The sequence below is a fragment of the Streptomyces sp. NPDC001515 genome (assembly GCF_053597115.1).
In genome coordinates this window covers 47,716-69,068 of sequence record NZ_JBSFHN010000042.1, presented here as the reverse complement: position 1 = coordinate 69,068, position 21,353 = coordinate 47,716, and the positions used below count along the sequence as shown (strand labels likewise).

Annotated in this window: 19 protein-coding genes and 1 other RNA gene; 16 read left to right on the top strand and 4 right to left on the bottom strand. The window is 71.8% G+C overall.

Annotated elements, in window-relative coordinates:
• Positions 1–132: 132 nt before the first annotated feature.
• Positions 133–330: a hypothetical protein gene (locus ACWCXC_RS32870; RefSeq protein ID WP_450682943.1), complete on the bottom strand. Its 198-nt coding sequence runs from the start codon at positions 328–330 to the stop codon at positions 133–135.
• A gap of 268 nt (positions 331–598) precedes the next feature.
• On the opposite strand from ACWCXC_RS32870, the gene ftsE reads away from it, so the two are divergent.
• The 10 genes from ftsE (at position 599) to ACWCXC_RS32820 (ending at position 11,703) form a co-directional block, all read left to right on the top strand.
• Positions 599–1,288 carry a cell division ATP-binding protein FtsE gene (ftsE, locus tag ACWCXC_RS32865; protein ID WP_383640958.1) on the top strand — a complete coding sequence of 230 codons (690 nt, stop codon included), beginning with the start codon at positions 599–601 and terminating at the stop codon, positions 1,286–1,288.
• A gap of 30 nt (positions 1,289–1,318) precedes the next feature.
• Positions 1,319–2,236, top strand: coding sequence for a permease-like cell division protein FtsX (gene ftsX / locus ACWCXC_RS32860; protein WP_450682942.1), 918 nt, complete (start codon positions 1,319–1,321; stop codon positions 2,234–2,236).
• Between the two features lie 67 nt (positions 2,237–2,303).
• On the top strand, positions 2,304–3,491 hold the full coding sequence (locus ACWCXC_RS32855; RefSeq protein WP_450682941.1) for a S41 family peptidase: 1,188 nt from the start codon (positions 2,304–2,306) through the stop codon (positions 3,489–3,491).
• Positions 3,492–3,509: 18 nt separating this feature from the next.
• Positions 3,510–3,998, top strand: coding sequence for an SsrA-binding protein SmpB (gene smpB / locus ACWCXC_RS32850; RefSeq protein ID WP_450682940.1), 489 nt, complete (start codon positions 3,510–3,512; stop codon positions 3,996–3,998).
• A 122-nt stretch (positions 3,999–4,120) separates the two neighbouring features.
• Positions 4,121–4,507, top strand: a transfer-messenger RNA (tmRNA) gene (gene ssrA / locus ACWCXC_RS32845).
• Between the two features lie 293 nt (positions 4,508–4,800).
• A complete protein-coding gene (locus ACWCXC_RS32840; protein ID WP_450682939.1) occupies positions 4,801–5,514 on the top strand; it encodes a hypothetical protein in 714 nt (237 codons plus the stop codon).
• A 66-nt stretch (positions 5,515–5,580) separates the two neighbouring features.
• Positions 5,581–7,707 carry a glycosyltransferase gene (locus ACWCXC_RS32835; protein ID WP_450682947.1) on the top strand — a complete coding sequence of 709 codons (2,127 nt, stop codon included), beginning with the start codon at positions 5,581–5,583 and terminating at the stop codon, positions 7,705–7,707.
• Complete coding sequence (locus tag ACWCXC_RS32830) at positions 7,704–8,969, top strand: acyltransferase family protein (protein ID WP_450891396.1); 1,266 nt, start codon at positions 7,704–7,706, stop codon at positions 8,967–8,969. The genes ACWCXC_RS32835 and ACWCXC_RS32830 overlap by 4 nt, the downstream gene beginning before the upstream one ends.
• A 131-nt stretch (positions 8,970–9,100) precedes the next feature.
• On the top strand, positions 9,101–10,432 hold the full coding sequence (locus ACWCXC_RS32825; RefSeq protein ID WP_450682937.1) for a nitrate/nitrite transporter: 1,332 nt from the start codon (positions 9,101–9,103) through the stop codon (positions 10,430–10,432).
• Positions 10,433–10,560: 128 nt separating this feature from the next.
• On the top strand, positions 10,561–11,703 hold the full coding sequence (locus ACWCXC_RS32820) for a uroporphyrinogen-III synthase (protein WP_450682946.1): 1,143 nt from the start codon (positions 10,561–10,563) through the stop codon (positions 11,701–11,703).
• On the opposite strand, the gene ACWCXC_RS32815 is transcribed toward ACWCXC_RS32820, so the two are convergent.
• A complete protein-coding gene (locus ACWCXC_RS32815) occupies positions 11,652–12,242 on the bottom strand; it encodes an anthrone oxygenase family protein (RefSeq protein ID WP_450682936.1) in 591 nt (196 codons plus the stop codon). The two genes, ACWCXC_RS32820 and ACWCXC_RS32815, sit on opposite strands and share 52 nt — an antisense overlap.
• A 55-nt stretch (positions 12,243–12,297) precedes the next feature.
• Entirely contained in the window at positions 12,298–12,858 is a 561-nt protein-coding gene (locus ACWCXC_RS32810) for a GNAT family N-acetyltransferase (protein WP_450682935.1), read from the bottom strand.
• Positions 12,859–12,974: 116 nt separating this feature from the next.
• Between ACWCXC_RS32810 and ACWCXC_RS32805 the strand changes: the two genes are divergently transcribed.
• From ACWCXC_RS32805 to ACWCXC_RS32790, 4 genes are all read left to right on the top strand, one after another.
• Positions 12,975–13,571, top strand: coding sequence for a CGNR zinc finger domain-containing protein (locus ACWCXC_RS32805; RefSeq protein ID WP_450682945.1), 597 nt, complete (start codon positions 12,975–12,977; stop codon positions 13,569–13,571).
• 129 nt (positions 13,572–13,700) lie between these two features.
• The gene (locus tag ACWCXC_RS32800) at positions 13,701–16,079 is read left to right on the top strand and encodes a HelD family protein (RefSeq protein ID WP_450682934.1); all 2,379 of its coding nucleotides are present in this window, start codon (positions 13,701–13,703) and stop codon (positions 16,077–16,079) included.
• Positions 16,080–16,559: 480 nt separating this feature from the next.
• Entirely contained in the window at positions 16,560–17,993 is a 1,434-nt protein-coding gene (locus tag ACWCXC_RS32795) for a malic enzyme-like NAD(P)-binding protein (protein ID WP_450682933.1), read from the top strand.
• Between the two features lie 344 nt (positions 17,994–18,337).
• Positions 18,338–18,619 carry an HU family DNA-binding protein gene (locus ACWCXC_RS32790; RefSeq protein ID WP_017237029.1) on the top strand — a complete coding sequence of 94 codons (282 nt, stop codon included), beginning with the start codon at positions 18,338–18,340 and terminating at the stop codon, positions 18,617–18,619.
• Between the two features lie 100 nt (positions 18,620–18,719).
• Here the strand turns inward: ACWCXC_RS32790 and murA are convergent, their stop codons facing one another.
• A complete protein-coding gene (gene murA, locus ACWCXC_RS32785) occupies positions 18,720–20,060 on the bottom strand; it encodes a UDP-N-acetylglucosamine 1-carboxyvinyltransferase (protein ID WP_450891395.1) in 1,341 nt (446 codons plus the stop codon).
• A 275-nt stretch (positions 20,061–20,335) separates the two neighbouring features.
• Between murA and ACWCXC_RS32780 the strand changes: the two genes are divergently transcribed.
• Both ACWCXC_RS32780 and ACWCXC_RS32775 read left to right on the top strand, forming a co-directional pair.
• Positions 20,336–20,896, top strand: a complete 561-nt coding sequence (locus ACWCXC_RS32780) for a YqgE/AlgH family protein (protein WP_450891394.1) — start codon at positions 20,336–20,338, stop codon at positions 20,894–20,896.
• Between the two features lie 29 nt (positions 20,897–20,925).
• The gene (locus ACWCXC_RS32775) at positions 20,926–21,216 is read left to right on the top strand and encodes a DUF3039 domain-containing protein (RefSeq protein ID WP_352126806.1); all 291 of its coding nucleotides are present in this window, start codon (positions 20,926–20,928) and stop codon (positions 21,214–21,216) included.
• Positions 21,217–21,353: the final 137 nt, after the last annotated feature.

Here is a 21,353-nt window from a genome sequence, read left to right as displayed (position 1 = left end):
GTGTTCCGCGCGCGCGGGGTGGGGCGCGGGGGCGCGGGGGGCCCCCCGGCGTTGGGGGCTCTGTGCGGGCTCGGGGGGGGCCGCGCCCCCCCGCCCCCCCCCCGCCCCTCTGCACGCGGATGCGGGCGGGACCTACCCGGTCTGGTGGGCCAGCAGGGCCAGCGCGGCCAGCAGCACCACCAACAGGGCGATCAGCATCGCCGGGTTCAGCCCCGCGAACGGGCCCTGCTCCTGCTCCCTCATGCGGGCGAGGCTGGCCCGGCAGACGGGGCAGCGCCCCTCGCTCACGGGCGCCGCGCAGCTCGCGCACACCAGTCGGTCGTAGGTCATGCGCTTTCCTCCTCCCGCGCGGCGGAGCCGCACAAGCCTTCTCTCCGCACAACGCTCACGGAAACGCAACCGTTCCCCCTCCCACTGTGCCAGCTCGCGGGGAATTCGGCTCGGCCCGCCGGATACCTCCCGGTCCGTTCCGCTCCCGGGCCCGCCGGGGCCGCCGCCGATTCACCGTAAATCACCCATCCCGGTACGGGCGCCTGCACGCGTCAGCCCGGTTCGCGTATGGTCACGCACACCTACTCCCGGCCGACCGTGGTGCACCGTGATCCGATTCGACAACGTCTCCAAGACCTACCCGAAGCAGAGCCGTCCCGCTCTCCGGGATGTGTCGCTCGACATCGAGAAGGGCGAGTTCGTCTTCCTGGTGGGCTCCTCCGGCTCCGGCAAGTCCACCTTCATGCGCCTGATCCTCCGCGAGGAGCGGGCCACGACGGGCATGGTCCATGTGCTCGGCAAGGACCTCGCGCGCATGTCCAACTGGAAGGTGCCGCACATGCGCCGCCAGCTGGGCACCGTCTTCCAGGACTTCCGCCTGCTCCCCAACAAGACCGTCGCCCAGAACGTGGCGTTCGCCCAGGAAGTGATCGGCAAGCCGCGCGGCGAGATCCGCAAGGCGGTGCCGCAGGTCCTCGACCTCGTCGGGCTCGGCGGCAAGGAGGACCGGATGCCGGGCGAGCTGTCCGGTGGTGAGCAGCAGCGCGTCGCCATCGCCCGCGCCTTCGTCAACCGGCCGATGCTGCTGATCGCGGACGAGCCCACCGGCAACCTCGACCCGCAGACCTCGGTCGGGATCATGAAGCTGCTGGACCGGATCAACCGGACCGGCACCACCGTGATCATGGCGACCCACGACCAGAACATCGTCGACCAGATGCGCAAGCGCGTCATCGAGCTGGAGAAGGGCCGCCTCGTGCGCGACCAGGCGCGCGGCGTCTACGGCTACCAGCACTGAGCACTGAGCACCGAGCACTGAAAGGACGCCATGCGCGCCCAGTTCGTCCTGTCGGAGATCGGCGTCGGCCTCCGTCGCAACCTCACGATGACCTTCGCCGTCGTCGTCTCCGTCGCCCTCTCGCTCGCCCTGTTCGGCGGCGCGCTGCTCATGCGCGAGCAGGTCAGCACGATGAAGGACTACTGGTACGACAAGGTCAACGTCTCCATCTACCTCTGCGGCAAGGCGGACGCGGATTCGGTGGCGCAGTGCGCCAAGGGCGCCGTCACCAAGCAGCAGAAGGACGAGATCGAGGCCGATCTCAAGAAGATGGACGTCGTCGAGAAGGTCATCTACGAGTCGTCCGACGAGGCGTACAAGCACTACCAGGACGAGTTCGGCGACTCCCCGATGGCGGGCAACATCACGCCCGACCAGATGCCCGAGTCGTTCCGGGTGAAGCTGCACGACCCGACGAAGTACAAGGTCGTCGCCACCGCCTTCGCCGGGCGGGACGGCGTGCAGTCGGTCCAGGACCAGAGAAGCATCCTGGACAACCTCTTCGGACTGATGAACGGCATGAACGTGGCCGCGCTCTTCGTGATGGCGCTGATGCTCGTCATCGCGCTGATGCTGATCGTGAACACCGTCCGGGTGTCCGCGTTCAGCCGGCGCAGGGAGACCGGCATCATGCGACTGGTGGGCGCCTCCGGCTTCTACATCCAGATGCCGTTCATCATGGAGGCCGCGTTCGCCGGTCTCATCGGCGGTGTGCTGGCCTGCGTGATGCTGCTCGCCGGCCGCTACTTCCTCATCGACGGCGGGCTCGCGCTCAAGGACAAGCTCAACCTGATCGACTTCATCGGCTGGGACGCCGTCCTCACCAAGCTCCCGCTGGTCCTGGCGATCGGGCTGCTGATGCCCGCCGTCGCCGCGCTCTTCGCGCTCCGCAAGTACCTCAAGGTGTGAGATGCGCCCCGTGGGGCGCGCGGCCAACCCGCCGTGCGCCCCGCCGCGTTGACCTAGACTCGGCGCCATGCCGGACCCCGAGCACCGTGTCGGGCCCCGCGGCCTGCGCCGCGGGGCGGCCCTGACGTTGGTCTTCGCGAGCGTGCTCGCCACGGGCGCCGCCACCGGTTCGCTGCCGCGCGGCGCGGAGCGGGACACCGAGATCGAGGCGCACTCCGTCGCGGCCACCGCCGACCGCGACACGGTGGCCGACGCCGCAGCCCGGGCCGTCGCCGACGGCAAGTCCGGCACCGAGGCCGCCGAGGAGGCCGTCAGCCGCAGCGGGGACCGCTGGGGCGCGGTGTACGACGAGCGGGAGTACGAGGAGTTCACCCAGGCCCTGGACGGTTCGTACACCGGGGTCGGGCTCGCCGCCCGGCGCACCGCCGACGGTCTGGTCGCCGTCGGCCGGGTCCACCCCGGCGGGCCCGCCGCCCGCGCCGGCATCCGCCCCGGGGACCTGCTGCGCACCGTCGACGGGAGCCGGGTCGACCGCCGCCCCGTCTCCGACGTCGTGGCGCTGCTGCGCGGCGACCGCAGCGAGGCCGCCGCCGGGAGCACCGTGGTGCTGGGCGTCCAGCGCGGCGAGCGGACCCGGACGGTGACGCTGCGGCGGGCCCGGCTCACCACCGAGGCCGTCTCCGTGAAGCCCGTCGGCCCCGGCCGCACCGCCCCCTCGGCCGCCGTCGTGATCGATGTGGACGCCTTCACCAAGGGCTCCGGCGAGGCGGTCCGGCAGGCGGTGCTGAAGGCTCCGGCCGGGGCCGGGGTCCTGCTGGACCTGCGGGGAAACTCCGGTGGTCTGGTCACCGAGGCCGTCACCGCCGCCTCCGCCTTCCTGGACGGCGGCCTCGTCGCCACGTACGACGTGCACGGGGAGCAGCGGGCCCTGTACGCCGAACCGGGCGGCGACACCGGACGCCCCCTCGTGGTGCTCGTCGACGGCGGCACCATGAGCGCGGCCGAACTGCTCACCGGCGCGCTCCAGGACCGGGGCCGGGCGGTCACGGTCGGCTCCCGGACCTTCGGCAAGGGCTCCGTCCAGATGCCGAGCCGGCTCCCGGGCGGTTCGGTGGCCGAGCTGACCGTGGGCCACTACCGCACCCCGGGGGGCCGCAGCGTCGACGGCCGGGGGATCACCCCCGACCTCACCGCCACCACCCGGGCCCAGCAGCGGGCCGAGACGGTATTGAGTGGCCTCGGGGGCGGGTCGTAGTGCGAAAATGGCCGCACTATGGCTAAGGAAAAAGACACCGGGCGCAAGATGATCGCGCAGAACAAGAAGGCGCGGCACGACTACACCATCCTCGACACCTACGAGTGCGGGCTCGTGCTCATGGGTACCGAGGTCAAGTCGCTGCGCATGGGACGCGCCTCGCTCGTGGACGGCTTCGTGCAGATCGACGGCGGTGAGGCGTGGCTGCACAACATCCACGTCCCGGAGTACGTCCAGGGGACGTGGACCAACCACGCCGCCAAGCGCAAGCGCAAGCTGCTGATGCACCGGGCCGAGATCGACAAGCTGGAGTCGAAGGTCCAGGAGACCGGGCACACGATCGTGCCGCTCTCGCTCTACTTCGTGAACGGCCGGGTCAAGGCCGAGATCGCGCTCGCGAAGGGCAAGAAGGAGTACGACAAGCGGCAGACGCTGCGCGAGAAGCAGGACACCCGGGAGACGAACCGGGCGATCGCGGCGGCCCGCCGCCGTCAGCGGAGCGCCTGACCGGACGCCGTCCCCGGGCCGGTGACCGGGGCGGCGGGAATACGCTGGCATCCGTGCGCGTTGGTCACGTACGATGGCATCGCACCCCACGGGGGTGTGCACCACCTTTGAAAAATCAACATGGGGATGATCGGTTTCGACAGCGGATGTCGAAGCAGGGGAAGCGAGTCGAGGAAGCGGCAATGATCTCGTAAACCATATGTCGCAACCAATAATCGCCAATTCCAAGCGCGATTCCTCCGCCTTCGCCCTCGCTGCCTAATTAGCAGCTAGCGAAGACTCTGCGGAGTGTCAGCCCGGGGGTGATCCCGACCCGGATCCTGGCATCATCTAGGGATCTAAACTTCTGAGCCCGGTCACGGGGTTCAGAAGGAAATCAAACAGTGACTGGGCCTGTCGGAGGCTTGTCCGTGTGACCTCCGGGGCCGAGAAAAGCGCAGCGGACTGCACTCGGAGAAGCCCTGGTTCCGCACCGTTGGACGCGGGTTCGATTCCCGCCATCTCCACAATTCCCATGTGAACGAAGACCCCGCTGCCACCGGCAGCGGGGTCTTCGTCGTATCGGGACCCCGACGTACCGGGGCGGATCGGACCGACCGGGACAGACCCCAGCCACGGTTCGAGAACAACTGTGTCACTCATGATGAACAACACCTGTCCGTCGGCTCGGGCCCTCCGCGGGGTGCGCTACATTCGTCGTCCGGGTGCACTGTGCTAGGGGGCGCGTGGGAGACGGGTGGGGGCCCGGTCCGACGGCGCACGGACGGAACAGTGGCGAGCACCCCGTTTCTGAGTGGGGGAAGTGCGGACAACTGTGGACACCTGGCGCGAAGGGGCCCGTGCGGGACACACCCACGAGCCGAACGAAGTCACCATCCAGCTCGACGGGATCGGACGACAGCTCTCCGAACTCCTCCCCGAACCGAACACCGCCCCCGAGAGCGACGGCCCCGTCTTCGTCGACGAGAGCGGCCGCCGCGGCAAGACGCTCCGCAGACTCGGCTGGGTCCTCGCCGCGATCTGTGTCGCCTACGCCGTGACCCTCGTCGTCGCCGTGCTGGGCGGCAGCTCCAGCGCCCCCTTCCTGCCGATCTCCGGCCAGGAGGAGCACCGCAAGGCCGAGGACGTGACCACCCCCGCCAGCCCGGGGGCCGGCCAGGACGCCTCCTCGCCGCCCGGCACGGCGCCCGGTGCCTCGCCGTCCGCCCCGCGCACCGGACAGGACACGGCCGCCACCACCGGCACCGGCGACACCGCGACCTCCGGCCCGGCGGGCGGAGCCGTCACCCCGGCCACCGGCGTCACGGCCGGCCGGTCCGACACCCCCTCGGGCCGGACCACCACCGGCGCCACGACGGGCACCGGCGGCGGACCGGGCGGCGGCACCTCCACCACGGCCCCGGCCACCGACCACGCGACACCGGCCGGCGAGCCCACGCGGTCCACCGCCGGCCCCGCGTCCCCGACCGCCGAGAACCCCGACCCCCCTGTGCAAGAGCAAGAAGGCGCCAGCTAGATGACCACCCCCGCCCCGCGGGTCAGGCACCACCGGAAGAAGCCCAAGCGGCGGCGCAGGCTCCCCATGCGCTACATGCTCCCGCTGCTCCTCCTCGTTGCCCTGCTCGCGATGTTGATGCTGCGCGGCTATGTGCACAGCGAGATCCTCGCCGACTTCCGGGTCCGGCCCCCGGCGGCCACCGACCAGGTGCCCGAACAGGTCATGGAGGGCGGGCCCGTCATCGACGCCCGCAGCACCACCGAGCCCGCCAAGACGCTCCGGATACCCGACCACCGCATCGTGCTGACCTTCGACGACGGCCCGGACCCGGAGTGGACGCCGAAGGTGCTGGACGAGCTGAAGAAGTACGACGCGCACGGCGTCTTCTTCGTCACCGGCACCATGGCCTCGCGCTACCCCGACCTGGTCGAGCGCATGGTCGAGGAGGGGCACGAGGTCGGGCTGCACACCTTCAACCACCCCGACCTCTCCTACCAGTCCACCCGGCGCATCGACTGGGAGCTGTCGCAGAACCAGCTGGTGCTGGCGGGCGCCGCGGGCATCCGCACCTCGCTGTTCCGGCCGCCCTACTCCTCGTTCTCCGACGCCATGGACAACAAGTCCTGGCCGGTCACCCAGTACATCGGCAGCCGCGGCTACCTCACCGTCGTCAACAACACCGACAGCGAGGACTGGAAGCGCCCCGGCGTCAAGGCGATCATCGACCGGGCCACGCCGAAGGACGGCAAGGGCGCCATCATCCTGATGCACGACTCCGGCGGCGACCGGTCCCAGACCGTCGCGGCGCTGGGGAAGTTCCTGCCGCAGATGCAGGAGCGCGGCTACCGGTTCGCCAACCTCACCGACGCGCTCGGCGCCCCCAGCGCCCACACCCCGGTCACCGGGTTCGCGCTCTGGAAGGGCAAGGCGTTCGTCACCGCCGTCGAGGTCTCCGAGCACATCACCGACGTCCTGGTGGTCGGCCTCGCCGTCATCGGCGTCCTGGTCTTCACCCGCTTCGGCCTGATGCTGGTGCTCTCCTTCGTGCACGCCCGCAGGGTCCGCAGACGGAACTTCCGCTGGGGCGAGCCGATGACCCGCCCGGTCTCCGTGCTGGTGCCCGCGTACAACGAGAGCAAGTGCATCGCGAACACGGTGCGCTCCCTGGTGGCCAGCGACTATCCGCTGGAGGTCATCGTCATCGACGACGGCTCCACGGACGGCACCGCCGACCTCGTCGACCGGATGCGGCTGCCGGGCGTGCGGGTGGTGCGCCAGCGCAACGCGGGCAAGCCCGCCGCCCTCAACAACGGCATCGCGCACGCCCGCCACGACATCATCGTGATGATGGACGGCGACACCGTCTTCGAGCCGTCCACCGTCCGCGAACTGGTGCAGCCCTTCGCCGACCCCGGGGTCGGCGCCGTCGCGGGCAACGCCAAGGTCGGCAACCGCGACTCGCTGATCGGCGCCTGGCAGCACATCGAGTACGTGATGGGCTTCAACCTCGACCGCCGGATGTACGACATGCTCCGCTGCATGCCGACCATCCCCGGCGCCGTCGGGGCCTTCCGCCGCGACGCCCTCAAGCGGATCGGCGGCATGAGCGAGGACACCCTCGCCGAGGACACCGACGTCACGATGGCGCTGCACCGCGACGGCTGGCGCGTCGTCTACGCGGAGAACGCCCGCGCCTGGACCGAGGCCCCGGAGAGCGTGCAGCAGCTCTGGTCGCAGCGCTACCGCTGGTCGTACGGCACGATGCAGGCCATCTGGAAGCACCGCCGCGCCGTGATCGAACGCGGCCCGTCCGGCCGCTTCGGCCGCGTCGGACTGCCCTTCGTCGCGCTGTTCATGGTCGTCGCCCCGCTGCTCGCCCCGCTGATCGACGTCTTCCTGCTGTACGGGCTGGTCTTCGGGCCCACCGAGAAGACGGTCGGCGCCTGGCTCGGCGTCCTCGCCGTGCAGGGCGTCTGCGCCGCGTACGCCTTCCGGCTCGACCGGGAACGCATGACGCACCTGCTCTCGCTCCCCCTCCAGCAGGTGCTGTACCGGCAGCTGATGTACGTGGTGCTGCTCCAGTCCTGGATCACCGCGCTCACCGGCGGCCGGCTCCGCTGGCAGAAGCTGCGCCGCACCGGCGCCGTCGAGGCGCCCGGAACTCCCCGGAGCCACGGCCGGCGCAGCAACGACCGGAGGCCCGTCGCGTGACGTATCCGAGCCACCCCCCGGCCCACCCCCGCCGGCCGCACGAGGACGCGTACACCATGCCGCTGCGCGTGGTGCCGCCCCCCGCCGCCGCGGCACCCGCGCCGGCCGCCACCGCGGAGGCCGCCCCGGCGAAGCCGGGCCGCGACCGCTATCTCGACCTGCTCCGGGCCGTGGCGCTCGTCCGCGTCGTGGTCTTCCACCTCTTCGGCTGGGCCTGGCTGACCGTCCTGTTCCCGTCGATGGGCGTCATGTTCGCCCTGGCCGGATCGCTGATGGCCCGCTCGCTGTCCCGGCCCGCGTGGAGCGTCATCCGCGGCCGGGTGCGCAGGCTGCTGCCGCCGATGTGGGCGTTCGTCGCCGTCACCGTGCCGATCGTCTTCGCGCTGGGCTGGAAGCCCGTCCGCGAGGAGGGCATCTGGTGGTTCCTCAAACTGGGCTGCTACATCCTGCCCGTCGGCACCCCGCCCTTCCCGTGGGAGAACGGCTCCGAGGGCGGCTTCCTGGAGACGTCCTGGGCCGAACAGGCCATGGGACCGCTCTGGTACATCCGCGCCTACCTCTGGTTCGTGCTGGCCTCCCCGCTGCTGCTGAAGGCCTTCCGGAAGCTGCCCTGGGTGACCCTGCTGGCTCCGCTCGGCCTCACCGCCGTGATCGGCACCGGCCTGGTCACCGTGCCGGGCACGGCCGGGGAGGGGCTGGTCGACTTCGCGGTGTTCGGCTCCTGCTGGGTCCTCGGCTTCGCCCACAACGACGGACTGCTGAAGACCGTCCCGCGCTACCTCATGGTCTCGATGGCGGCCTTCCTCATGGCCTTCGCGCTGTGGTGGGCCTCCGGACACCTCACCGAGGAGGGCTGGAACCTCGACGAGATCCCGCTCGCCCAGTCCGCCTGGTCGCTCGGCTTCTGCGTGATCCTGCTCCAGTACGCGCCCTCCTGGCGGCAGCTCCCGGGCCGGCTGGCCGGCTGGGACAGCCTCGTCACCCTGGCCAACAACCGGGCCGTGACCATCTACCTCTGGCACAACCTGCTGCTGATGGCCACCTTCCCGCTGATCGACCGGCTCTGGGACGTGCCGTGGGTCGGCGACCACCTCGGTACGTACATCGACGCCTCCTACAACACCCTGGCGCTGATCCTCGTGTGGCCGCTGATCGGGCTGATGATCCTCTGCGTCGGCTGGGTCGAGGACGTCGCCGCCAGGCGCCGCCCGCGCCTGTGGCCGAACGGCACCGGCCGCGCCCGGGACCGCGCGGCGGCCTGACACCGTGCCTCACCGGGCCGGTCCCGGCCCGGTGAGAGCAAGGTTGCCCACCGGTCACCTCGCGGCACCGCGCCGAAACGCGCGCTCCCTAGCGTCGGGGACAACACCCCGACGCCCCGTGGAGGCACGTGATGGCTGGCCGTTGGATCGAGCAGTGGGATCCGGAGGACGAGACCTTCTGGCGGGAGAAGGGCGAACGGATCGCCCGCCGCAACCTCTGGTTCTCCGTCCTGTCCGAGCACATCGGGTTCTCCGTCTGGACCCTGTGGTCGGTGATGGTCCTGTTCATGGGGCCCGAGTACGGCGTCGACCCCGCCGGGAAGTTCTTCCTGATCTCCACCGCCACCCTGGTCGGCGCCCTGGTCCGGGTGCCGTACACCTTCGCGGTCGCCCGCTTCGGCGGCCGGAACTGGACCGTGTTCAGCGCCCTCACCCTGCTGCTGCCCACGGTCGCCGCGCTGGTCGTGATGGAGCCGGGGACCTCGTACACCACCTTCCTGGTCGTCTCCGCGCTGACCGGCATCGGCGGCGGGAACTTCGCCTCCTCGATGACCAACATCAACGCCTTCTTCCCGCTGCGCCGCAAGGGCTGGGCGCTCGGGCTCAACGCCGGCGGCGGCAACCTCGGGGTGCCCGTGGTGCAGCTCGCCGGGCTGCTGGTGATCGGGACGGCCGGGGCCGCCCACCCGCGGATCGTGCTCGCCGCGTACATCCCGCTGATCCTGGTGGCCGCGGTGTGCGCCGCGCTCTTCATGGACAACCTGGCGCCCGTGCGCAACGACACCGGGGCCGCCAAGGAGGCCGTGCGCGACGGGCACACCTGGATCATGGCGGTGCTCTACATCGGCACCTTCGGCTCCTTCATCGGCTACAGCTTCGCCTTCGGGCTCGTCCTGCAGACCCAGTTCGGGCGCACCCCGCTCCAGGCCGCCTCGCTGACCTTCGTCGGCCCGCTGCTGGGCTCGCTGATCCGGCCCGTCGGCGGCCGGCTCGCCGACCGGTACGGCGGCGCCCGCATCACCCTGGTGAACTTCGCCGCGATGGCCGCCGCGACCGGCGTCGTCGTCTACGCCTCGGGCATCGAGTCGCTCCCCGTCTTCCTCGTCGGCTTCACCGCCCTGTTCGTCCTCAGCGGACTCGGCAACGGCTCGACGTACAAGATGATCCCCGGTGTCTTCCACGCCAAGGCGATCGCCCGAGGGCTGCGCGGCGAGGAGGCCGCGGCCCGGGGGCGGCGGGTCTCCGGAGCGGCGATGGGGCTCATCGGCGCGGTCGGGGCGCTCGGCGGACTCGCCATCAACCTGGCCTTCCGCCAGTCCTTCCAGAGCGCCGGCACCGGAACGGCCGCCTTCTGGTCCTTCCTGGCCTTCTACGGGGTGTGCTCGGTGCTCACCTGGGCGGTATACCTTCGCCGCGCCTCGGCCGCCCCCGCCGCGCCCCGGCTCGGCTATGCCGAGGTGTGAGACGACGGCACGATGTCAGGTGACGTAACGGGCGGGAAATACGGGTGAACCGAGCCTGTCACGCTTCGTTGGCAGGCTCGGACCTCCGCATCATCGAGCAGCAGCGGGACGAGAGCCGGGTAGCGCACATGCACGACGAGGAACAGCACGGGCCCCTGGAGGGCTTCACGGTCGGGGTCACCGCCGCACGCCGGGCGGACGAGCTCGGCACGCTGCTGCGGCGGCGCGGCGCCACCGTGGTGCACGCGCCCGCCCTGCGGATCGTGCCGCTGGCCGACGACAGCGAACTGCTCGCCACCACCAAGGACCTCGTCGACACCGTCCCCGACGTGGTCGTCGCCACCACGGCGATCGGCTTCCGGGGCTGGGTGGAGGCCGCCGACGGCTGGGGCGTGGGGGAGCGGCTGCTGGACACCCTGCGCGGGGTGGAACTCCTGGCCCGCGGCCCCAAGGTCAAGGGCGCGGTACGGGCCGCCGGGCTCACCGAGACCTGGTCACCGGCGTCCGAGTCCATGGCCGAGGTGCTGGAACGCCTTCTGGAGGAGGGCGTCGAGGGCCGCCGCATCGCCCTCCAGCTGCACGGTGAACCGCTCCCCGGCTTCGTGGAGTCCCTGCGCGCGGCGGGCGCCGAGGTCGTCGGCGTCCCCGTCTACCGCTGGATGCCGCCCGAGGACATCGCCCCGCTGGACCGGCTCATCGACGTCACCCTCGCGCGCGGACTGGACGCGCTCACCTTCACCAGCGCCCCGGCGGCGGTCTCCCTGCTGCGCCGGGCCGAGGAGCGCGGGCTGCTGAGCGAGCTGATGGACGCCCTCCAGGGGGACATCCTCTCCGCCTGCGTGGGCCCGGTCACCGCGCTGCCGCTCCAGGCCCGGGGCATCGGCACCGTCCAGCCCGAGCGCTTCCGGCTGGGCCCGCTCGTCCAGCTGCTCTGCCGCGAACTGCCCGCCCGCGCCCGGATCCTGCCGGTGGCCGGGCACCGGGTCGAGATCCGGGGCCACGCCGTCCTGGTCGACGAGGAGCTGCGCGCCGTCCCGCCTGCCGGCATGGCCCTGCTGCACGCCCTGGCCCGCCGGCCCGGCTGGGTGGTGGCCCGCGCCGATCTGCTGCGGGCGCTGCCGGGCAGCGGGACCGACGAGCACGCGGTGGAGACCGCGATGGCCCGGCTGCGGACCGCGCTCGGTGTGCCCCGGCTGATCCAGACCGTGGTCAAACGGGGCTACCGGCTGGCGCTGGACCCGGCGGCGGACGCCAAGTACGCGGACTCCTGAGCCGGCCGGGGGCCGCGCGTACGGGGGTGGCGGGCGATCAGGTACCCGGCCCGCAGCAGCAGGGCGAGCGCGGCGGTGCACAGGACGGCCCGCACGGCGTTCCAGGCCACCCAGGTGTCCTCGAACCGCTCCCGGACGGCCGCCGGGTCCGCGAGCGTGGCGGGGTCTCCGGCGTCCGCGAGGGCGTTGTTCAGCGGGACGTTGATCCCGCAGGTGAACAGGAAGGCCAGCGCGTAGACCGCCAGCGCGGCGACGAGCCAGCCGCGCGGGCCGGGGGAGCGGCGCCACTGCCAGGCCGCCGCCGCGGTGAGGAAGAGCGCGCCGAGGAAGCCGGCGAAGAACACCGGGTTCTCGATCACGTCGTTGATGTTCCGCATCACCTCGACGAACGTCCGGTCGCCGCTGCGGCCGAGCGCGGGCATCACCGCGCACGAGAAGACGTAGAAGGTCCCGGCCATCAGCCCGGTGGAGACGGCGGCGCCGCCGAGAACGAGGTGGTGGAGCGTGCTGGCCGGCCGTCCGGCCCGGTTCTCTGTCATGCCTCCAGTCAAGCCAACGGGCGCTCACCGTCCCATCGTTCAGACGCGCAAGGGCCTACGCGGGCGTCCACGCACCCTCGCGCGACCGCTCGTGGCGGTGGCCGTCGCCCGGCCACGGCGGGTACGGGGGCACCACCTCCACCAGCGCGTAGCCGGCCTTGTGCGCCACCCGGCAGGACGCCTCGTTCGCCACCTGGTGCAGCAGCTCCAGCCGGACGAGCCCGTCGTCGGCGAACGCCGTGAACGCCCAGTCCCCGAGCGCCTCCAGCGCCCGGGGCGCCAGGGAGCGGCCCCGGGCCGGCGCCGCCGTCCAGTACCCCACCTCGCCCGAGGGGGCACCCGGCGCGGCGCGCATCATCACGACATTGCCGGCCGGCTCGTCCCCGAACTCCTCGTCCAGCACCGCGAAGGCGAAGCGCCGCCCCGCCGCCCGGTCCTCCACCTGCCGGCGCAGCCAGCGTTCCGCCGCCGCCGCGTCGTCCACCGGGGAGCGGGCCGCGGCCCGGATCGCCGGATCGCGGTACGCCTCGATCACCATCCCGAGATCGGCCGGGGTCCAGGGGCGGAGCGTCAGGGAACCGGCCAGGATCCGGGACTCGTGCACGGGATCGCTCATCGGCTCATCATACGAGGGGAGTTGACGGACAGGGCCCGGTCGGCGGGGGTTCCGGCCGAAGGCCCCAGGGGGCACTCTGGGGGAAACGGCGACCGGACCGAGGCGGTGGCATGCGCATGGGAACGCGCAAGGGCTCGCGCGACTGGCGGTTCGACTCCGGGCGGCTCTGCCTCGACCTGGTCGCCACCGGGGCCGACGCACGCGGAGCGGGCGATCCGCTGGACCGGGCCGACCTGCTCGCGGACTGGCTCGCCGCCGCCGGGGCGGTCCCGCGCGGAACCCGGCTCGCCGGAGTGGACGGCCACTGGCTGACCCGCTTCCGGGAGCTGCGGACCGCCGTGGACCGGCTGCTGACCGCCCAGCTCGGCGGCCGGGGCGCGGACGGAGCGCTGGAGCGCGTCAACGCGCTCGCCGCGGGCGCCCCGCCCGGGCTCTGCGCCGTGCGTGCCCGCAACGGGGCGCTGGTGCGGGGGCTGAGCACGGAACCCGACTGCGCGGCGCTGCTGGCGGCCGTGGCGCGGGACGCGGTGGAACTGCTCACCGACCCGGCCGCCCTGGCCGCCCTGCGCCGCTGCGAGGGCGACGACTGCCGCCGCGTCTACCTGGACACCTCGCGCGGCAGGCGGCGCCGATGGTGCTCCAGCGAGGTCTGCGGCAACCGCGAGCGCGTCGCCCGGCACCGCAGGCGCCACGCCGCCGAACCGGAGCCGTGACGTTCCCGCGCGTCCCCCGCAACGCAATCGATATCGCGCCACGCCGGATCACGGCCCGCGGCGGATGCGCGGACGGTCCCCGTCGCATAGGGTTGACGGCTGCCCAATGCACGTCAGAAGGGGGCCTCGGTGGCCGCGCAGGATGCCGCTGTCGATTCGTTGCGGGACCGGGAGATCGGTGTCGAGCAGGAACATCTCGACCGGGTGTACCACCGCCTCGAGGAGAAGATCCACGAGGCGGAATTTCTCATGGACGACGCCGTCAAACGCGGCCAGGTCGGCACGCCGGGGGCGCTCGCCGAGCGCGACGCCCAGGTGTTCCGGGCCGGGATCCACCTCAACCGGCTGAACAGCGAGTTCGAGGACTTCCTCTTCGGGAGGATCGACCTGCTGCTCGGCAAGGACGGGGAGCGCGGTCCGGACGGTGCCTACACCTCCGTCGAACCGGCCGACGACGCCGTCCGCGAGGACGGCACCGCCGATATCGCCGAGACGCTGCACATCGGCCGGATCGGGGTCCTGGACGCCGACTACACGCCGCTGGTCATCGACTGGCGGGCCCCGGCCGCCGCACCGTTCTACCGCTCGACGCCCAAGGACCCCGGCCGGGTGGTGCGCCGCCGCGTCGTCCGCTCCAAGGGCCGCCGGGTCCTCGGCGTCGAGGACGACCTGATGCGGCCCGAGCTGACCGCGTACCTCGGCGGCGAGCCGCTGCCCGTGGTCGGCGACGGCGCGCTGATGGCCGCGCTGGGACAGGCCCGCAGCCACACCATGCGGGACATCGTCGCCTCCATCCAGGCCGAGCAGGACCTGGTGATCCGGGCGCCCGCCGCGTCCGTCACCGAGGTCTCCGGCGGCCCCGGCACCGGCAAGACCGCCGTCGCCCTGCACCGCGCCGCCTACCTGCTCTACCAGGACCGGCGGCGGTACGCGGGCGGCATCCTCGTCGTCTCGCCCACGCCGCTGCTCGTCGCGTACACCGAGGGCGTGCTGCCCTCGCTCGGCGAGGAGGGCCAGGTCGCCATCCGCGCGGTCGGCTCGCTCTCCGACGAGGCGGCCGGACCCGAGGGCGCCACGGTCTACGACGAACCGGCCGTGGCCCGGATCAAGGGCTCCTCCCGGATGCTCGCCGTGCTGCGCAAGGCGGCCCGGGGAGCCCTGGAGCAGCCGGCCCCCCGGCCCTCCGGCCGGGAGCAGGAGCAGCTCTCCTTCGGAGAGGACGAGGCGCCGCGCCCGGCGGCCACGCCCACCCGGCTGCGGGTGGTCGCCTTCGGCGCCCGCGTCGAACTCCAGGAGGACGAGCTGCGGCGCATCCGCAACAACGTCCTGTCCGGCACCGCCCCCGTCAACCTGCTGCGCCCGCGCGCCCGCAAACTGCTGCTCGACGCGCTGTGGAACCGCTCCTCGGGCCGGGGCCGCTACACCGATCCCGAGCTGGCGGCCGAGCTGCGCTCCTCGTTCGACGAGGACGTGTCCACGGAGACGCCGTTCATCGAGTTCCTGAACGCCTGGTGGCCCGAGCTGGTGCCGCGCCGGGTGCTGGCCGCGATGGCGGACGAGAAGCGGCTCGCCCGGTGGGCGCGGCGCACGCTCAACCAGGGGGAGGTGCGCCGGCTCGCGCGCTCCCTGAAGCGGCTGGACGCCGAGGGGCGCGGACCGCTGTCGGTGCACGACGTGGCGCTGCTGGACGAGCTCCAGACGCTGCTCGGCACCCCGCACCGGCCCAAGCGCAAGCGCGAGGCCGATCCGCTGGACCAGCTCACCGGTCTGGAGGAGCTGATGCCGCGGCGCGAGGAGACCCAGTGGGAGCGGGCCGAACGGCTCGCGGCCGAGCGCACGGAGTACGCGCACGTGATCGTCGACGAGGCCCAGGACCTCACGCCCATGCAGTGGCGCATGGTCGGGCGCCGGGGCCGGCACGCCACGTGGACGATCGTGGGCGACCCGGCCCAGTCCTCCTGGTCGGACCCGGACGAGGCGGCGGCGGCCCGTGACGAGGCGCTGGGCAGCCGTCCGCGCCGCGCCTTCACCCTGACCGTGAACTACCGCAACCCGGCCGAGATCGCTGAGCTGGCCGCCAAGGTGCTGGCGCTGGCGATGCCCGGCATGGAGTCCCCGGCCGCGGTGCGCTCCACCGGGGTGGTGCCGCGCTTCGCGACGGCGGTGGGCGAGGACCTGGGAGCGGTGGTGCGCGACCAGGCGCGGCGGCTGCTCGCCGAGGTGGACGGCACGGTCGGGGTCGTCGTGGCGATGAACCGGCGGGCGCAGGCGCGCGGGTGGCTGGCGGAGCTGGGCGACCGGGTGGTCGCGCTGGGCAGTCTGGAGGCCAAGGGTCTGGAGTACGACGCCACGGTGGTCGTCTCGCCGGCCGAGATCGCGGACGAGTCGCCGGCCGGACTGCGGGTCCTGTACGTGGCCCTGACCCGGGCGACGCAGCAGCTCACGGTGGTGTCGGGGGAGCGGGACCTGCCCGACGCGGACGGCGTTCCGGACCTCCTGAGGGACTGAGGGGCCGCCCGAGGACCCGCCCGGCGCACCGGCGCCCGGCGGGTCCCTGCATACCCGGGCGCGCGGCGGGGAAGGCTTCCCGCGGTCAACACGCGCTTCGGGAATCACTTCTCCGGGGTGTTTGTTAGCCTGGAGTCGGCACCGGCTCGATCCAAGCCCCCGGGCCCAACCTTCGTCGCTACGAGCGACCACTTGCCGCGAGGCGAGCATGGCGGGTCGGTGCCGCTCAAACTGAAAAGACAGACCCGCGTCACCCTCCGGTGGCGTGGGTCTGTTTCGGTTTACGGGCCCGGCAGGGGAAGCGCCGGGGCCCGCGAGGGGTTCCACGGAAGCCCTCTATCTCGTATGGTGGAAAACTGTTTCCGAAGAGCGGCAGTCATTAACGGCTACTCGTCGGTAGGTGCGACTATCGGAAGGCGTGTCCGGGGCGACAGTTCCGGCCGTATAGCAACGAAGCTAAGGAAAGCGAAGGACTCGGCCATGGCAACGGCGCCCAGCGTCTCGTACTCGATGACGGTCAGGCTGGAGGTGCCCGCGAGCGGCACGTCGGTCTCCCAGCTCACCACGGCCGTGGAGTCCTCCGGCGGTTCGGTCACCGGCCTCGACGTGACCGCCTCCGGCCACGAGAAGCTGCGCATCGACGTCACGATCGCCGCCACCTCCACCGCCCACGCCGACGAGATCGTCGAGGGACTGCGCGGAATCGAGGGCGTCGTCCTCGGCAAGGTCTCCGACCGTACGTTCCTGATGCACCTCGGCGGCAAGATCGAGATGGCGTCCAAGCACCCCATCCGCAACCGCGACGACCTCTCGATGATCTACACCCCCGGAGTGGCCCGGGTCTGCATGGCGATCGCCGAGAACCCCGAGGACGCCCGCCGCCTCACCATCAAGCGCAACTCCGTCGCAGTCGTGACGGACGGCTCCGCCGTGCTCGGCCTCGGCAACATCGGCCCCAAGGCCGCCCTGCCGGTCATGGAGGGCAAGGCCGCCCTCTTCAAGCGCTTCGCCGGCATCGACGCCTGGCCGCTCTGCCTGGACACCCAGGACACCGACGCCATCGTCGAGATCGTCAAGGCGATCGCCCCCGGCTTCGCCGGCATCAACCTGGAGGACATCTCCGCGCCGCGCTGCTTCGAGATCGAGGCCCGGCTGCGCGAGGCCCTGGACATCCCCGTCTTCCACGACGACCAGCACGGCACCGCCATCGTCGTCCTCGCCGCGCTCACCAACGCGCTGCGCGTGGTGGACAAGGCGATCGGGGACGTGCGGGTCGTCATGTCGGGCGCCGGCGCCGCCGGTACGGCCATCCTCAAGCTGCTCATCGCCGCGGGCGTCAAGCACGCGGTCGTCGCCGACATCCACGGAGTGGTGCACGCCGGCCGCGAGGACCTGGTCTCCGCCGACGCCGACTCGCCGCTGCGCTGGATCGCCGACAACACCAACCCCGAGTCGGTCACCGGCACCCTCAAGCAGGCCGTGGTGGGCGCCGACGTCTTCATCGGCGTGTCGGCGCCCAACGTGCTCGGGGCGGAGGACGTCGCGGCCATGGCCGAGGGCGCGATCGTGTTCGCGCTCGCGAACCCGGACCCCGAGGTCGACCCGGCGATCGCCCGCCGGACCGCCGCGGTGGTCGCCACCGGCCGTTCGGACTTCCCCAACCAGATCAACAACGTGCTGGTCTTCCCGGGTGTCTTCCGCGGTCTGCTGGACGCCCAGTCCCGGACCGTCAACACGGAGATGATGCTCGCCGCCGCGCGTGCACTCGCCGGAGTGGTCGCCGAGGACGAGGTCAACGCCAACTACATCATCCCCTCGGTCTTCAACGACAAGGTCGCCGGAGCGGTCGCGGGCGCGGTGCGGGACGCGGCGAAGGCGGCCGGCGCCGCTGTGACGGGCCCCACGTCCGCCTGACGTACGGCGCGTCGCGTGTCGCGGCGCCCCAAACGCCCCTTTAGGGTGGGCGGGCGACGCGTCCCGCAGAGCCCCGCATGACAGGTGCGGACCGCTTTCGGGGAGTCGACGGAACGTCACCATGACGAGGCGGTGGTGGTTTTCGGGCGGCTCCTGAGGGTGCCGGATTGGCTTTCCCGCCGCAGGTGGGGGCAGGATGCTTTCCCAAGGCTTCGTCCGGGGGAGACCCCACGGGGCGCGAAGGTCTGAAAAAACGGACCCGGGTCCGGGGACTGTCCGAGGGCCCTGGCAGCATCGGCTTGGATCTCACGCCTCACAGGCAAGAAGAACACGGGAGTAACAACATGAACCGCAGTGAGCTGGTGGCCGCACTGGCCGACCGCGCCGAGGTGACTCGCAAGGACGCCGACGCCGTGCTGGCCGCGCTCGCCGAGACCGTCGGTGAGGTCGTCGCCAAGGGCGACGAGAAGGTCACCATCCCCGGTTTCCTGACCTTCGAGCGCACCCACCGTGCCGCTCGCACCGCTCGTAACCCGCAGACCGGCGACCCGATCAACATCCCGGCCGGCTACAGCGTGAAGGTCTCCGCGGGCTCCAAGCTCAAGGAAGCCGCCAAGGGGAAGTAACACCCCCTGAGCAGGACGAAGGGCGGTCACCCCGACCAGGGTGACCGCCCTTCGGCGTTCGGTCCGCACAGGCCGTTCCAGGCCCTCGTGCGGCGGGCGCTCAGACCAGCGAGCCGCCCGGCAGCTCGACCTTCGCCCCGAGCTTCTCCAGCTTCTCCATGAAGTTCTCGTAGCCGCGGTTGATCAGGTCGATGCCGTGCACCCGGGACGTCCCCTGCGCCGCCAGCGCGGCGATCAGGTACGAGAAGCCGCCGCGCAGGTCCGGGATGACCAGGTCCGCGCCCTGGAGCTTCGTGGGGCCGGAGACGACCGCGGAGTGCAGGAAGTTGCGCTGGCCGAAGCGGCAGTCCGAGCCGCCCAGGCACTCGCGGTAGAGCTGGATGTGCGCGCCCATCTGGTTGAGCGCCGAGGTGAAGCCCAGCCGCGACTCGTACACCGTCTCGTGGACGATGGAGAGCCCCGCGGCCTGCGTCAGCGCCACCACCAGCGGCTGCTGCCAGTCGGTCTGGAAGCCGGGGTGCACGTCCGTCTCCAGCGCGATGGCGTTGAGGGCGCCGCCCGGGTGCCAGAAGCGGATGCCCTCGTCGTCGATCTCGAAGGCCCCGCCGACCTTGCGGTAGGTGTTCAGGAACGTCATCATCGAGCGCTGCTGGGCGCCGCGGACGTAGATGTTGCCCTCGGTCGCCAGCGCGGCCGAGGCCCAGGAGGCGGCCTCCAGGCGGTCCGGGATCGCCCGGTGCGTATAGCCGTCGAGCCGGTCCACACCGGTGATCCGGATGGTCCGGTCGGTGTCCATGGAGATGATCGCGCCCATTTTCTGCAGGACGCAGATCAGGTCCTCGATCTCCGGCTCCACGGCCGCGTTGGACAGCTCGGTGACGCCCTCGGCGAGCACCGCGGTCAGCAGCACCTGCTCGGTGGAGCCGACCGAGGGGTACGGCAGCCGGATCTTGGTGCCGCGCAGCCGCTGCGGGGCCTCCAGGTACTGGCCGTCCGCGCGCTTCTCGATCGTCGCGCCGAAGCGGCGCAGCACGTCGAAGTGGAAGTCGATCGGCCGGCCGCCGATGTCGCAGCCGCCGAGGCCGGGGATGAACGCGTGGCCCAGCCGGTGCAGCAGCGGGCCGCAGAAGAGGATCGGGATGCGGGAGGAGCCCGCGTGGGCGTCGATGTCGGCGACGTTGGCGCTCTCGACGTGGGTGGGGTCGAGGACCAGCTCACCGGGTTCGTCGCCCGGACGGACCGTCACGCCGTGCAGTTGCAGCAGCCCCCGGACCACCCGCACGTCGCGGATGTCGGGCACGTTGCGCAGCCGGCTGGGCCCGCTGCCCAGCAGCGCGGCGACCATGGCCTTCGGCACCAGGTTCTTGGCGCCTCGGACGCGGATCTCGCCCTCCAGCGGGGTTCCGCCGTGGACAAGCAGGACATCGTCTGTGCCGGTCATGAATCTCGCGTTCCGGAGTGGTCGGGCAGGGGGCCAACCGAAAGGGTAATGGCCCCCCACCCCCCTTCCGTAAGGGAACGGGGGGTGTACGAACGTCATGAATCCGCCACAACACGCTGTGCTCCCCCGATCTTGCGGAGGGTCACCGTCCGGATCGGTGGCCCGGCCATGCGCTCCTCGTGCACCCGTGCGCCCTGAGCTGCGCTCGGGCACGGAGTGCGACCGGGGGGCTACTTGGCCCCCGCGGAGGCCGAAGATGCGGGATCATTTCTGCCATGACGGAGGTGTCCTCGCTCACAGGGCGACTGCTCGTGGCCACACCCGCCCTCGCCGACCCGAATTTCGACCGTGCGGTGGTGCTGCTCCTCGACCACGACGAGGAGGGCTCGCTCGGCGTGGTGCTGAACCGGCCGACCCCGGTCGGCGTCGTCGACATCCTCGCCTCCTGGGCCGGGCTCACCGGGGAGCCCGAGGTCGTCTTCCAGGGCGGTCCGGTCTCGCTGGACTCCGCGCTGGGCGTCGCGGTGATCCCCGGCGACGAGGGCCCGCTGGGCTGGCGGCGGGTGCACGGGGCGATCGGCCTGGTCGATCTGGAGGCGCCGCCGGAGCTGCTGGCGGCGGCGCTCGGCTCGCTGCGGATCTTCGCGGGCTACGCGGGCTGGGGACCCGGCCAGTTGGAGTCGGAACTGTCCGGGGGCGCGTGGTACGTCGTGGAGTCCGAACCGGGCGACGTCTCCTCGCCCCGGCCGGAGACCCTCTGGCGGGCGGTCCTGCGCCGTCAGCGCAGCGAACTGGCCATGATCGCCACGTATCCGGACGACCCTTCGCTGAACTGACGGCCGGGCTTTCAGTACGCTTGGCGTTTATGAGCACTCTTGAGCCCGAGCGCGGGGCAGGTACCGGAACCCTCGTGGAGCCGACACCGCAGGTGTCGAACGGCGACGGCGACCACGAGCGCTACGCCCATTACGTCCAGAAGGACAAGATCATGGCGAGTGCCCTGGAGGGCACCCCCGTGGTGGCACTGTGCGGCAAGGTCTGGGTACCGGGGCGCGACCCCAAGAAGTACCCGGTGTGTCCCATGTGCAAGGAGATCTACGAGTCCATGGGCGCCGGCGGCGACAAGGACAAGGGCAAGGGCGGCAAGGACAAGTAGCCCCCGCCGCACCACCGAACCACCCGGGAGGCCCCCGGGGCACGTGAAGACGTGCCCCGGGGGCCTCTCCGTGTCACGGGGCGTCCCGTCACAGAGTGGTCGAGACCACTTGTCGCCGCGGTGGTCCGGACCTAGTC